14 protein-coding genes are annotated in these 13,290 nt (G+C 62.3%); 6 read left to right on the forward strand and 8 right to left on the reverse strand.

Annotated elements, in window-relative coordinates:
- Positions 1 to 33: 33 nt before the first annotated feature.
- On the reverse strand, positions 34 to 504 hold the full coding sequence (locus VSP_RS08185) for a hypothetical protein (RefSeq protein ID WP_009959941.1): 471 nt from the start codon (positions 502 to 504) through the stop codon (positions 34 to 36).
- A gap of 230 nt (positions 505 to 734) precedes the next feature.
- Here VSP_RS08185 and VSP_RS08190 point away from each other — a divergent pair, with 230 nt between their 5' ends.
- The 3 genes from VSP_RS08190 to VSP_RS08200 all read left to right on the forward strand — a co-directional run bounded on the left by VSP_RS08190 (position 735) and on the right by VSP_RS08200 (position 3,484).
- Complete coding sequence (locus VSP_RS08190; protein ID WP_156346207.1) at positions 735 to 1,583, forward strand: hypothetical protein; 849 nt, start codon at positions 735 to 737, stop codon at positions 1,581 to 1,583.
- Positions 1,584 to 1,666: 83 nt separating this feature from the next.
- Positions 1,667 to 2,560 carry a TIGR01777 family oxidoreductase gene (locus tag VSP_RS08195; RefSeq protein WP_009959945.1) on the forward strand — a complete coding sequence of 298 codons (894 nt, stop codon included), beginning with the start codon at positions 1,667 to 1,669 and terminating at the stop codon, positions 2,558 to 2,560.
- A gap of 45 nt (positions 2,561 to 2,605) precedes the next feature.
- The gene (locus VSP_RS08200; RefSeq protein ID WP_009959946.1) at positions 2,606 to 3,484 is read left to right on the forward strand and encodes an HAD family hydrolase; all 879 of its coding nucleotides are present in this window, start codon (positions 2,606 to 2,608) and stop codon (positions 3,482 to 3,484) included.
- A 32-nt stretch (positions 3,485 to 3,516) separates the two neighbouring features.
- Here VSP_RS08200 and VSP_RS39115 read toward each other — a convergent pair whose 3' ends face one another.
- A complete protein-coding gene (locus VSP_RS39115; protein WP_053332321.1) occupies positions 3,517 to 3,942 on the reverse strand; it encodes a nuclear transport factor 2 family protein in 426 nt (141 codons plus the stop codon).
- Positions 3,943 to 4,123: 181 nt separating this feature from the next.
- On the opposite strand from VSP_RS39115, the gene mpl reads away from it, so the two are divergent.
- The 3 genes from mpl to VSP_RS08220 all read left to right on the forward strand — a co-directional run bounded on the left by mpl (position 4,124) and on the right by VSP_RS08220 (position 7,362).
- Positions 4,124 to 5,506, forward strand: a complete 1,383-nt coding sequence (mpl, locus tag VSP_RS08210) for a UDP-N-acetylmuramate:L-alanyl-gamma-D-glutamyl-meso-diaminopimelate ligase (protein WP_009959948.1) — start codon at positions 4,124 to 4,126, stop codon at positions 5,504 to 5,506.
- Between the two features lie 76 nt (positions 5,507 to 5,582).
- A complete protein-coding gene (locus VSP_RS34545; RefSeq protein WP_009959950.1) occupies positions 5,583 to 6,353 on the forward strand; it encodes a M14 family metallopeptidase in 771 nt (256 codons plus the stop codon).
- The gene (locus VSP_RS08220; protein ID WP_081452457.1) at positions 6,286 to 7,362 is read left to right on the forward strand and encodes a serine aminopeptidase domain-containing protein; all 1,077 of its coding nucleotides are present in this window, start codon (positions 6,286 to 6,288) and stop codon (positions 7,360 to 7,362) included. The genes VSP_RS34545 and VSP_RS08220 overlap by 68 nt, the downstream gene beginning before the upstream one ends.
- A gap of 84 nt (positions 7,363 to 7,446) precedes the next feature.
- Here VSP_RS08220 and VSP_RS34550 read toward each other — a convergent pair whose 3' ends face one another.
- The 6 genes from VSP_RS34550 to modB all read right to left on the reverse strand — a co-directional run bounded on the left by VSP_RS34550 (position 7,447) and on the right by modB (position 13,166).
- The gene (locus VSP_RS34550; RefSeq protein ID WP_044134145.1) at positions 7,447 to 8,145 is read right to left on the reverse strand and encodes a response regulator; all 699 of its coding nucleotides are present in this window, start codon (positions 8,143 to 8,145) and stop codon (positions 7,447 to 7,449) included.
- 8 nt (positions 8,146 to 8,153) lie between these two features.
- Positions 8,154 to 9,899, reverse strand: coding sequence for a PAS domain-containing sensor histidine kinase (locus VSP_RS08230; protein ID WP_009959955.1), 1,746 nt, complete (start codon positions 9,897 to 9,899; stop codon positions 8,154 to 8,156).
- A 96-nt stretch (positions 9,900 to 9,995) separates the two neighbouring features.
- Positions 9,996 to 10,904 carry an SMP-30/gluconolactonase/LRE family protein gene (locus tag VSP_RS08235; RefSeq protein ID WP_029190281.1) on the reverse strand — a complete coding sequence of 303 codons (909 nt, stop codon included), beginning with the start codon at positions 10,902 to 10,904 and terminating at the stop codon, positions 9,996 to 9,998.
- Between the two features lie 49 nt (positions 10,905 to 10,953).
- A complete protein-coding gene (locus VSP_RS08240; protein ID WP_029190282.1) occupies positions 10,954 to 11,820 on the reverse strand; it encodes an alpha/beta hydrolase in 867 nt (288 codons plus the stop codon).
- A gap of 39 nt (positions 11,821 to 11,859) precedes the next feature.
- Positions 11,860 to 12,498: an ATP-binding cassette domain-containing protein gene (locus VSP_RS34555; protein ID WP_009959956.1), complete on the reverse strand. Its 639-nt coding sequence runs from the start codon at positions 12,496 to 12,498 to the stop codon at positions 11,860 to 11,862.
- Complete coding sequence (gene modB, locus VSP_RS08250; RefSeq protein WP_009959957.1) at positions 12,495 to 13,166, reverse strand: molybdate ABC transporter permease subunit; 672 nt, start codon at positions 13,164 to 13,166, stop codon at positions 12,495 to 12,497. Before modB ends, VSP_RS34555 begins: the two co-directional genes overlap by 4 nt.
- Between the last annotated feature and the right edge of the window lie 124 nt (positions 13,167 to 13,290).

Genomic DNA, 13,290 nt, shown 5'->3' on the forward strand with positions numbered 1-13,290 from the left:
AGCCCCTCCAGGCGGGGGCTGACAGGGTGGGAATCAGTCTTCAGTGAGGTCGTCGTCCCCTTTGTGAATCTCATCCAGCGGGAGCCGTCCGTTGAGGGTGTCATCGATCACTTCGCGGAACACCACGTGAATGTCGTCATGCTTGCGGGAGAGGCGTTTTCCCTTAAGCCGCGCAATGGAAGGGAGCGCCACGACGGCTCGAAGAAGCTTCTTCACATCGTACTCCGTGCGCTGCACCTCGCGGCCGGTCGGGTAGATGTCCACCCCGATTTTCTCCAGAATTTCCAGGCCCTGCCCGGTGATGTGGAAGTCATCCATTGCCTCGGCCTTGGAGATGTGGGTGTTGTCGGGGATGCTGCTTTCGATCCAGGTGAGCCATTCTTCCACCGCCTTCAGCCAGCGATCAAATTCCGCCACTTTCCCGGGCAGATCGGGATGGCGTTCGAAGGCTCGTCGATAGCCGCGTTTGGAGGTGTTGTCCGGGGAGGTGGAGGAGGGGTTCATCAAAAGGGCGGCTCGTTGTTTCGAGGGTGGAATAATTATGAGAATGGCGTTTTGGTCAATGTGATACCGGATGATGCTTCACCCAATGGTGGTGCAAAAAGCAGGAAGAGGGCCGGGTGCAGGGCGAGGGTGAAAGAAAAACTCCCGCTGTCACAAGAGTTTTTTTCTCCACATGCAGAGCGTGGTGACCTGCGTTCGCAGGAGAGAACCCTCCATCCACCCGTTATCCCATGAAACCCTTATCGCTGTTGTCCCTGATGTTCTCGAACCGAAGCAAGTCCCTGTGGCGGGGGCTCCTGGCCCTGGTGCTCGCGGCCGCGGGGAGCCAGTGTGCTTCACCGGTATCTTCCTCATCCGATGGTACCTTGGGAGGGAGCGCGCGTACAGCCTCCACCCCGGCAGAAATGCGGCGTCCCGGGCTGGGTACCGGCTTTGGAGAGGCGCGCTGGTCTGAGGTGGACAGCACGACTTTTCGCCGATCCAGCTCCACCCCTGATGCGACCACGAAGGTTTTCTACAACGACCGGCAGGGAGTGCAGGCGGCGGCGGGGTATGGCGGTGACAAGTTCAATGACTACAAGCAGGTGGCCGGCGGCTTGGTTTCCTTTGGTTTGAAAAGTGAGGGTGGGTGGCTACGTGGGGTGGAGAGCGGTGGAGAGGTGTATGTGATGGGTGAGCCCGGGGACCGCTATGACATCCTGCTGAGAAACGAGTCCCACCGCCGGATCGAGGTGGTGGTGTCGGTGGATGGGCTGGACGTCCTGGATGGCCGGCCCGCATCCGTGCAGAAGCGTGGCTATGTGATCCCGGCACAAGGCTCCGTCCGCATCGAAGGCTGGCGTACCTCCATGAACCAAGTGGCGGCCTTCCGGTTTGCCAATGTGCGGAACTCCTATGCGGCGCTGAAACACGGGAACACGAAAAACGTGGGGGTGATCGGCGTGGCGGTGTTCACGGAAGATCATCCTCGTGCGGTGGTTGTGGAACCTTCACCTGGTCTCTGGAGAACGGGCGATGTGCAGCGCCGACGCGATGCGAATCCCTTCCCAGCGAGCAGTCGTTGGGCGACGCCTCCCTGATCCTGGCTCTGCTGCTGACCATGAGGGCCAAGAATCACCCGCTTGGCCTTGCAAGTTCCTGGTCTGGGTCTTGAGTTCCCGTTATGAGAATTGGCATCACGGGTGGGTTGGGATTCATCGGCACCGCTGTAGGGCGTGAAGCCCGGCAGCGTGGTCATCAGGTGGTGGTCTATTCGCGCAAGCCTCAGGCCCCGCCTGACTGGGCGGTGGAGCGCAGGGTGCTGGACATGGCCGAGAAGCCGGTTCTGAACCTCAGCGGTCTGGATGCTGTGGTCCATCTGGCTGGGGAGAGCGTGATGGGCTACTGGACCGACTCTAAAAAACAGCGGATTCGCGAGAGCCGCATCCCGGTGACAAAAGCTGTGGTAGAGGCCATGAAGTCCTGCCCTGACGGTCCCAAGGTGCTCCTCTGCGCCTCCGGAACCGGAGCCTATGGGAACCGCGGAGACGAGGTGCTCACAGAGGAGTCGCCCATGGGGGCAGGCTTTCTGGCAGAGGTCTGCCGGGACTGGGAGAAGGCAGCCAGAGAAGCGAACCAGATCCCCGGAGCCCGGGTGGCTCTGCTACGCACCGGCATGGTGCTGGGGCAGGGCGGGGCAGCCTGGCCCATGCTAAAAAAGATCTTCAGCCTGCGTCTGGGCAGCCGCCTGGGGGATGGAAAGCAATGGGTGCCCTGGATCCATCTGGACGACGAGGTGGGCCTCATCCTGCACCTGCTGGAGCACCCGGAGTGCGAAGGGCCTTTCAATCTCTCCGCCCCGAATCCCGTGACCAATGCAGAGATGACGCAGCAGATCGCCAGCGTGCTCGGGAAGACCACGTTCATCCCCACCCCTGCCTTCGGCATGAAACTGCTCATGGGGGAGCTGGCCTCTGTGGTGCTGGAGAGCCAGCGGGCGGTGCCCCAGGCGGCGCTTGACAGTGGCTACGTCTTCAAGCACTCGCAGTTCCGCGAGGCTGTGGCTTCGCTCGTTTGACTCCTTTGACCCGCGTTCCGTTTTCCTCCCCCTCACTCCTTCCTCATGGCAGCCGCACAGACCACTATTGGCCTTGTTTACGACTATGATCAGACCCTCAGCCCGTACTACATGACGGATGAGGTCGTGTTCCCGCACTTCGGCATCCATGTGGAGCAGTTCTGGAAGAAGGCCCATGCCCTGGTGAGGGAGGATGGCTTCGACAATGAGCTGGCCTACCTTAAAGTCATGCTGGACTGCCTGACTCCCGTCAGGCCTTCCAATGCGGAACTGCGTGCTCTGGGGTCCAAGCTGCATTTCTACCCCGGGCTGCCGGACATGTTCCAGGAGATGAACGGCGTGCTGCGCCCGGAACACAAGACCATGGGCATCAAGCTGGAGCACTACATCATCTCCTCAGGTCTCAAGGAGTTGATCGAAGGCAGCGCGCTGCGACCGCATGTGAATGCCGTGTTTGGGTGTGAATTCTCTGAAGACCGCGAGGGCCGCATCAACTTCCCCAAGCGGGTCATCGGTCACACCACGAAGACGCAGTACCTCTTCCGCATCAATAAAGGCATGCTGGAACCGGGCGATGATGTGAACGACCATATGCCGTCGGACATGCGCCCCATACCGTTCCAGCACATGATCTACATTGGTGACGGCCCCACAGATGTGCCGTGCTTCACCCTCATGCGCAAGTATGGCGGCAACGCGGTGGCGGTGTACAACCCGGCGGACACCACCCGCAGCAGCTTCCGCAAGTGTTACCAGCTCACGGCCCATGCCGACCGGGTGAAGTACATCGCGCCCAGCGACTACCGCGCTGGCAGCCACCTCCGCCTGCTGCTGGAGGAGATGGTTTTGGAAATAGCGGATGGCATGCTCCGGCGGAAGCGGTTTGAGATCGAGAGCTCCACGGTGAGTGCTCCGGGATTCTAGCCAATTCTGAATTACAAATTAGGAATGATAAATTAGGTTCCAGTGGGCTGGTTGAGGGCGGCGTTCATGAGAGGAACGTCGATGTAGGGCGAGAACTTGGTGATCTTGCCCTCCTCCACCTGCCAGACGTGCACGACGGGGACCTCGAAGCTGGCACCGTTGGCGTTCACGGTGCCGCGGGTGGTGCCGATGGCGACGATGCACTCCCCGGCGTCGATGTAGCGCTCTACGGTCACCTGGGAGTCGATGTGCTGGAGGAGAATGCCAAAGAAGCGGCTGAAACCCTCCAGTCCCTCAAAGGTGCCACCCCAGGGGAGTTGGGCGCACTGGGTGATGATGGCGTGCGAGCCCAGGAGACTGGCCACCGTGGCGACATCACGGTGCTCAAACGCGGCGTACAGCTTCTGGACAAGCTCCAGAGCTGGCGAGGGGGGCGAAGGGACGGAGTTTTTTTCCATGGTTGGGGCCTTTATCCCGGTTTCCCACTGGGGATGCAAGCGTGGGTTTACTTCGTGTGAACGATGTCATCACCAGAGGAAGATGCAGGCAGGCAAACACTCGCTTGCACGGACGCCTGCTCCACTCTAAGAAGCGCGGCTCAGCTTTGCGCATTTTCCGGATTTCCCCAGTCATCGATTCATGAGTCAGACCAAGCACTTTCACTTCATCGGTATTTGCGGTACCGCCATGGGATCAGCCGCGGCCGCTTTCCGCCAGCTGGGACACAAGATCACGGGTTCTGACAATGCGGTGTATCCGCCCATGTCAACGATGCTGGAGAGCCATGGCATTGAGATCGCCAGTGGGTACAAGGCGGAAAATCTGCCTGATGAGGCGGACATGTATGTGGTGGGAAATGCGGTCTCCCGCGGCAATCCCGAGGTGGAGGCCCTCCTGGAGTGCAAGCTGCCCTATACCTCCCTCCCGGAGCTGCTGAAATGGGAGGTCATGCAGGGGAAGAGGAACTTTGTCGTGTCTGGCACCCACGGAAAAACCACGACGACCTCCATCCTCACGTGGTTGCTGGAGCACGCGGGAAGGAATCCCGGTTATCTCATTGGTGGGGTGCCGGACAATTTCGACGTGGGGGCCCGATACACGGAATCAGAATATTTTGTCATTGAAGGGGATGAGTACGACACCGCCTTCTTCGACAAGCGGTCCAAGTTTCTGCATTACCTGCCGGAAGCGGTGATCGTGAACAACATCGAGTTCGATCACGCGGACATTTTTAACACGCTGGATGACATTTTGCTGACCTTCAGCCGGCTTCTGCGGGTGGTGCCGCGCAACGGCAAGGTGTTTCTGAACGGGGATGAGGGGAACTGTCGCAAACTGCTGGAGGCCTGCCCGGCCCCGGCCGTGACAGTGGGCACCGGGGAGGATTGCGAAGTGCGCCTGCGCGTGACCTCTGCGGCACCGGAGCACACGGACTTTGAGCTCAATGGCGTGGCCTTCCGCCTGCCGATGGTGGGGGAATTCAACGCCCGCAACGCCGCGATGGCCATCTGTGTGGCCCGTTTTGCCGGTCTAACTGACCATGAGATCCGCGCGGCCCTGCTGGAGTTCCGCGGGGTGAAACGCCGCCAGACGGAGCGCGGTCAGGTGCATGGCATCACGATCATTGACGACTTTGGCCACCATCCCACCGCCATCCGGGAGACGCTGCGGGGCTTGCGTCAGAAGTATCCCCACAGCCGCCTTTGGGCGTTGTTTGAGCCGCGGTCCAACACCAGCCGCCGCAACACCTTGCAGGGTGAGCTGATAGACGCGCTCAAGGAGGCGGATGGGAGCATCATCGCGGCGGTGAACATGCCGGAAAAAGTGCCCGCCGGGCAGCTCCTGGACGTGGATGCCGTGGCCGCGGCCGTCAGCGCCTCCGGGCGACCGAGCTACCACGAGCGGAATGTGGACGCCATCATTGAGCGCCTGAAGCCTCTGGCCAAGGAGGGCGATGTGGTGATCGTCTTCAGCAATGGCGGGTTTGAGGGCATCCATGGCAAACTGATGGATCGGCTCTGAGAGGCGCGTTTTGCAGGTCGGCGGCCCTCCGCAGACGTAGTGAAATGCAGCCTTGAAAACTGCCACGACCCCCACGATGCCCGTCCACCCTCTGGCCAACCACCGAGCCCATGACTACCGGGCTCTGGTGAGGGAGTGGCGGGTGCTGGCGAAGGAGGCGGGTTTGAAGATGCAGGCGTTCGCCCGGGTCGGGGGGCAGTTGCCCGTGTATGTCCTCCGAACCAAGGATGCGGCCAATGATCGGCGTCCGACCATCTACCTCTCGGCTGGCATTCATGGCGATGAGGCCGCTGCCCCCTGGGGGCTGCTGGACTGGGCGAGGGAGAATGTAGCCCTGCTCAGGGAGGGCCGGTTTCTCATCTTTCCGGTGCTGAATCCGCATGGTCTGATCCTCAATACCCGGGCCGACCAGGACGGGGCGGATCTGAACCGGAGCTTCAATGTGCCGGAGCACCCCCTGATCACTGTCTGGCGGCAACTCGTGGAGGGGCGCGAGTTTTCGCTGGCTCTCTGTCTGCATGAGGACTATGACGGGCAGGGCTGCTACCTGTATGAACTGAACCCGCGCGGCCCGGTGGTGGGGCATGCGATCTTGAACGACTGCTCACTCGTCCTGCCCATCGATCAGCGAAAGCGGATCGATGGGCGTGCTGCCAAGGGCGGCCTGATCGTGCGTCGGATGTTGCCGGAAATGCCTGGCCATCCCGAAGCCATTGTGTTGCATTTGATGGGTACACCGCTCACACTTACCTTCGAATCCCCCTCGGAGTTTTCCCTGCATGACCGTATCGAAGCGCAAAAGACCTTCATCCGGTCCGCCCTGGAGCACGGCCTCCGCCGTGGCTGACCTGCCAGCTGCCAGTGCCCATGAATCCAAACTGCAGGCGTTTTGCTCCTTCTGGTGCGGCATGTTCTGCCTGCTGCTGGCCAGTTGCGGGAGCCCCGGGGCGGCCCGTCAGATGAAGCCTGAACTGGGAGCCCAGACCTGGCGGAGCTACGACGGGAAGGTCATGCCCTGGCGGGATGGCAAGCCGGTCAAGGGCGGCAAGCCCAAGGCGGTGGTCATCACCGTGCACGGGCTGAGCGGGGCCGCGCTGGATTTCTGGATGCTGCGGGATGCCTGGCCGGAGCTGGGCATGGCCGTGTACGGGATGGAAATGCGGGGACAGGGGAACGACCCGGACCGTCGCCGCCGGGGAGACATCTCCTCCGCCGAGGTCTGGCAGAAGGATCTGCTCACTTTTCACCGTCTGGTGCGGGAGCGGCATCCCGGGGTGCCCATCATCTGGTATGCGGAAAGTCTGGGCACGCTGATCGCTCTGCACACGGTGACGGACCAGATGCGTGACCCCGCAGAGCTCCCTGCGGGACTGGTGCTATCCTCACCCGCGGCGGGACTGCGCCTGCGGCCCAAAGGGGCGCGGGCCACCCTGCTGTACTCCGCCATTGCCATGACCCCTTGGATCAAGGTGAACCTGGAACGGCTGGGCGGGGTGGATGACCGGCAGATCCGGGTGACGCATGACACCACCCATGGGGCCCAGATGGCCATCACCTCCCACTACGTGTCCCACTTCACCCTCCGGCTGCTGGGAGAGGTGGATGGCATGATGCGGACTGCTCCCCAGGCAGCCACTCAACTGCAAGTGCCGGTGCTGGTGCTGGCGAGTCCGAACGACGTGATCGCCAGTGAAGAGCAGATCCAGATCTTCTACGACCAGATCGGCAGTGCGGACAAAACGATCCGCTGGTACCGCCAGTCCTACCACCTGCTCCTGCATGACGCCCAGCGTCAGGAGGTGCTGGAGGATGCCACGAACTGGGTGAAACGTCACACGCAGGAGCGACAGAGATGATCGGGGGGATTTGAAGCAGCTGGGCGTGGATCAAGTAAAAAGCGGCTCTGTCCAGCCAACTATCCAGACAGAGCCACGGGGTTGCTAATCAGTGCCGAGTTTTTGACGCTCAGCCCAGCGCACGGCATAGCGGAGGACGGAGGCACCGTCTTCCAGCTTGAGCTTTTCGCGGATGTGGGCGCGGTGCACTTCCACTGTCTTGACGCTGATGTTCAGGGCATCGCCAATCTGCTGGGTGCTTTTGCCCTCACTGATGAGCTGGAAGACCTCGAACTCGCGATCGCTCAGGCGCTGTACGCCATCCACGGGGCGGGCGGCACCGCGACCGGAGAAGGCTTCCATGATCTGGGCGCTCATGGCCGGGCTGACGTAGCGGCCGCCTTCCAGGACATTGCGGATGGCCTGGAGGAGGGTGGTGCTCTCTGCGTCCTTCATGACATAGCCACGGGCTCCCGCCTTCAGCACCCGCTGGGCGTAGAAGCTCTCATCATGCATGGAGATGACGAGGATGGGCAGGTCGGGATGGAGGGCGAGGGCGTCCTTGATAAGCTCCAGGCCGTTGCGTCCGGGCAGGGAGATGTCCACCGCCAGCATGTCCGGCTTGCCCTGCTCCAGCTGCTGTAGTGCGTCCTGCGTATTGCTTGCTGTCCAGTAGCAGCAGAGGTCTGGCTGGCTCTCCACCAGCTTCTGCAGCCCGTCTCGCAGCATGGTGTGATCGTCCACAAAGGCGATCTTTTTCTTGTCGGAGTGGGGATCGTCAGGGTCGGTGTATGGCTTGCTCATGGCGGTCATTAGTTGGGATTGCAGGTGGAATGGGAGGCGATGACCACAGCGGCGGTGCCCCGGATTCCGTCTTTGCGCGGAGAAATGCGTACGTTTGCCCCGATCGCATTGACGCGATAATGGATAATTTTTAAACCCATGCCCGTTCTATTCTCCGGAGTGTCGCGAAATTCCACTCCGTCATTCAAAACCTCGATTTTCACGGATTCGGTGTTCATTTCGAGGCGGATGTCGATTCGGGTGGCATTGCCATGGCGGGCGGCGTTGTTAACAAGTTCCTGGGATATGCGGTATAAGTTTACCGCAGCGTTGGGGTTGTCCACCATCACAGAATGCGGACAATAAAAGAAGCACGGGATTTCATACATGGACTCGACATTCTTCGTGAGCTTGGCGAGGGCACCCATGAGGCCGTCGCCCTCCAGGTCCACCGGGGCCAGGCCGCGGGCGATATTCCGGCACACGGAGGTGGCCTCTGCGATCTGGCTGCTGATTTCTGACGCCTGGGCCAGATTGGGGGGCAACTGGCGGCGGAGGCGGTCGGTGAAGAGCTCACACTTGAGCTTGATGGCGGCCAGCCGCTGGCAGAGATCATCATGCAGATCGTGGCCGATGTTGCGCCGCTCGCGCTCGCTCACATTGAGCATTTGTTGCTCTGAGGCCTTGCGGTCGGTGACATCCCGGCACAGCGCAGCCACGCGGTGCACCTCGCCCGCGGCGTTCTTGACGGGGAAGAGGCGGCCCTCAATCCAGCGGATGGAGCCGTCGGGATGGCGGATGCGGTACTCGCACTGGGTCATGGTGGCCCCATGCATGAGCGGGTCCATGGAGTGGTCCAGCATCTCTACATACTCCTCAAGCACGTAGTCCCTCCAGCTTTCCGGGTCCTCCATGAGCCGGTGGATGCTGCGGCCCCACATGGTCTCATAGGCGGGGTTCACGTAGATGACTTTCCGGTCCCGGGTGAAGATGAAGAAAAGGTCCCCGACGTTGTCGGCAAGCTGGTGAAAGCGGTCCTGGTTCTCGCGCAAGGCGCGGCTCAGCTCGGCGAACTCATCGCCGCCTGAGAGGGGCTCGGGCAGGGCGGTGCCGGCCTCAGTGATGCGCGCATTTTCGAGCAACTGGCGGGTGCGCCGGGTGAAGAACTGGTGCAGCCCCAGCCACAGGAGCAGGCAGGCCGCGGCATGCACACCGGCGGAGACAAGGCCCTGGCTGCGGGCGCTGCGGTAGGCAATGGCCACTGCTTTGGTGAGATCATGCTCCACGATCACGAGCCACTGGAGGGGGTCATCCGACTCACTGGGCAGCGGGCGCACGGCGTAGGCGGCCTGTTTGTGATCGGTGCTGAAGGCGGGGGCGCGGTCCCGGGCCGCGCGGAGGGCCAACGCCATCGCCTGTGGAGGCAGGCTAGAGGCGGCGGGTTGACCCAGCCAGCCTTCCTGGGTCTGGGTGGTGAAGACGATGGTTTGGTCTTGATTGCAGATGACGGCCCAGTGCACGCGGGGATCCCGCCCCAGGAAGGCCAGCTCCCGCTTGAGGTCGGCCTCACTGGTGCCCTGCCGGGAGGAGACCATCTCCGCCAGACGCGCTGCGGTCCGCTCCGCTTGATCGATGACCCGGTCCTCCGCAAGGCGCAGATCACTCCGGAGAAGCAACCACGTGTTGAGCGTAACAAACCCGAGACTGAAGACCAGCATCAGCAGTGGGATGCTGATGCGGAGCGGCGGCGGAAATCGCTGCCAGAATGACGTCATGCTCCAAGAACAACGCAAGCAAGGACAAAACGCAAGTGCGGATTGTCAGGGCTGCTGCTGAAAGTCGATGAAACAATGCCCCCGGTGAGGTCCCTGCTAGGGCTTGCTGCCGACGGGGGCGGTGATCCATGCGGCGCGGGTGTTGGTCTTGCGTTTGTAGATTTTGTCCCCGGCACAGACGAAGAGCCAGTCCCGGCCGGGGCCGGCGAACTCCACGCTGACGATCTTGGCCCCCGCGTAGGGCGGAGCGATGGTGCCGGAGAGACGGCCCATGGCATCGAAGACCTGGATGCCGAGCTCGGTGGTGACATAGTAGCGGCCTTTTTCGTCGGTGGTGGCCCCGTCACCCAGGGCCTCACCCTTGGCATTGTTGGGCGAGACGAGCATCGTCATGTAGGGAGCCCCGCCCTTGAGCGTGCCATCAGGCTGAATCTGCCAGGCCCAGACCTTGCTGCCACCATGCTCAGACACGGCCAGCGTGTTCTGATCGGCGGAGAGGGTGATGCCGTTGGGCCGGAGCACGTGGCCTTCATCCGCCACGAAGGCTTTGCCGTCGGGTGTGATGCAGTGAATGCGCTTCGTCGGAGTTTCTGTGAAGTAAACGTACCCTCTGGCAGTGACGATAAGATCATTGGGCTTCACGTCCTTGACCAGCTCCTTCACGGTGCCGTCCTTCTCAAAGACCACGACCTTGCCAGCCTTGTTCTGGCAGGCGTAGAGGCGGCCTTCCGGGCCCGTGGCCAGGCCGCTGATGCCAGGCTGGTTGTCGATAAGGAGGCTGACTTTGCCATCCTGGCCCAGCTGATAGATGCCCTTGCCGGCCTTCACATCCGTGAAGAGGAGATTGCCCGCGGTATCGGAGGCCAGGCCATCTGTGAAGGCATAGCCCGTGACGGCCTCCTGCCAGCCTTCGCCGGGCAGGAGATTGTCATGAAGGGAGGTGTCCTGGGCGGCGAGTCCAGCGAATGGGGCAAGCAGCAGGGCGGCGACGAGAAATTGTTTCATAAAGCCTTGGTAAAATGAGGACGTGAGCAGGGAAGGGGGGGCAAAACGGCTATTGCTTGCGCCAGAGCCACTGCATGGCCTCCGGGAAGATGGAGCCGCCGTGCTTGCTGTTGTGCTGCCCGTCGCCGTACTCGAACTTCACGTCGTACTTCATGAAGGTGAGGGAGGCCAACATCATCTGGTTGGCCAGGGGCCAGTTGCCATAGGGATTGTCCAGATCATTGGCCCCGTCCTGGAGGAAGATGCGCAGGGGTTTGCGCTCGGTGACGCGGATCAGGTACGGGTAGGCATGGCCACCGGCCAGGTCCACATAGCTGCCAATGGTGGAGAAGACCTTGCGGAACTTGTCCGGCCGTTCCCACGCGACGGTGAAGGCGCAGATGGCCCCGCTACTGGCCCCGCCGATGGCCCACTGCTCTGGATCATCCACCAGCTTGTACTGCTTCTGCACTTCGGGGATGATTTCATCGAGCAGGAACTTTGAATACGTGTTGCCCAGGGTGTTGTATTCCTTGCCACGGTTGTTGGACTTCCACGCGCTCTGGGGCTTCTCAGGGCCCAGATGGCCAGGGTTGATGAAAATCCCGATGGTGGGCGGCATGGCACCAGAGGCGATGAGGTTGTCGAAGACGGTGGGCACGCGCCAGTTGCCCTTGGCGTTCACATAGTCGTGCCCGTCCTGAAAGACCATGAGCGCGGCGGGCTTCTCCGGGGTGTACTGGGCGGGTGCATAGACCCACCAGTCCCGTGTGGTGCCAGCGTACACCTTGGAGTTCCACGTGGGCATCTGAGTCAGGGTGCCTTTGGGCACGCCCGGCTTCTCCAGCGCCAGGTCGCCGATCTTGTAGTCATCAATGGCAGAGGCCTGCGAGGCGAGGAGCAGGACGGAGAGGAGGACGGGAAGGCGCATGCGCATGGTGGCTGCTATCAACGCCCGGCGGGCGGAAAATGTTTCCTACGATCGCCTCGTGCACTGGCCCCCGGCGATCTCGAGCACTTCGTCGCACAACATCTCGATCTCATCCCGGGCATGGCTGACGTAGATCATCGGGATGGAGAACTCGCGGCGGACGGCCTGGAGATAAGGGAGCACGCGCTGACGCAGCCTTTGATCGAGGCTGGAGAGAGGCTCATCCATGAGCAGGATGGCCGGGGAGGCGAGGAGGGCGCGGCCCAGGGCAACGCGTTGTTTCTCCCCACCGCTGAGGTGATGCACCCGACGGTCCAGGAGCGGGGCGAGTTCGAGGATTTCCACCACCTTGAGGCTGGAAATGGGGCCGCCTGGAGCGTGGCCGAACTCCAGATTGGCCCGCGCATTGAGGTGCGGGAACAGGGCGAGATCCTGGGGGACGTAGCCCACATGACGCTTCTCTGGGGCCAGGTGCCGACGGGTCGCGGCGTCATCGAGGACGCGACCATGCAGTTGAACGCGACCTGCGGAAGGGCGGCGCAGACCCGCGACGACCTCAAGCAGGGAGGTTTTGCCCGCGCCGGAAGGGCCGAAGAGGCCAGTGACTGGGGCAGCGAGCTCCACATTCACCTCAAGGGCGAAGTCGGCCAGGGGAAGGCGCAGGTTTGCCAGGACCAGGCTCATGAGGGCTGTTTCCGGCGGGTGAGGAGTTCACTGATCCAAAGGGCGGCGAAGGCCAGCACCACGGAGATGCCCAGGAGCTTCATCGCGTGGGCGTCCTGGCCGGTCTGCACGAGTTGGTAGATCGAGAGGGAGAGCGTGGAGGTCTTGCCCGAGATGTAGCCAGCCACCATGATGGTGGCACCGAACTCGCCCAGCGCCCGGGCGAAGGACAGGACGACTCCCGCAGCCAGACCGCGCCGGGCCAGCGGGAGGGTAACGGTCCAGAAGACATTCCACGGGCCGCGCCCCAAGGTGCGGGCGATGCCTTCCAGCCGCACGGGCACCCCTTCAAAGGCGGTGCGGAGGCTGCGGACGAGCAGGGGGAAGGACATGACGGCGAGGGCGACCACCACGGCCTTCCAGGTGAAGACAATCTCCCAGCCAAAGGTGTTGTACAGCCAGCCGCCGACGGGGCCGCGTCGGCCGAGCAGCTTGAGCAGGACCAGCCCGGTGGCCACAGGGGGCACGACCAGAGGCAGGGCCACCAGGGTCTCCACGAGCGTCTTCCCCGGCCAGCGCTTCCGTGCCAGCAGCCAGGCCAGTGCAGCCCCAGGGGGGAGGATGAGCGCCACCGCCGCTGCCGCCGTCCAGAGGGTGAGCCAGAGGGTCTGCCAGTCGTCAGGGGTCATGAATGAGGTGGAATCGCGGAAGGAGCCGGGCTTTAAGTCCCTAAGGCTCGATCAGGGGGCTGTCAATTCTGCCCGGGCGCTCCGGGATGGTCCTTGACCTGCCGGGCAATGCAGACTTGCTTGC

Source organism: Verrucomicrobium spinosum DSM 4136 = JCM 18804 (genome assembly GCF_000172155.1).
In the GTDB taxonomy this organism is placed as follows: domain Bacteria; phylum Verrucomicrobiota; class Verrucomicrobiia; order Verrucomicrobiales; family Verrucomicrobiaceae; genus Verrucomicrobium; species Verrucomicrobium spinosum.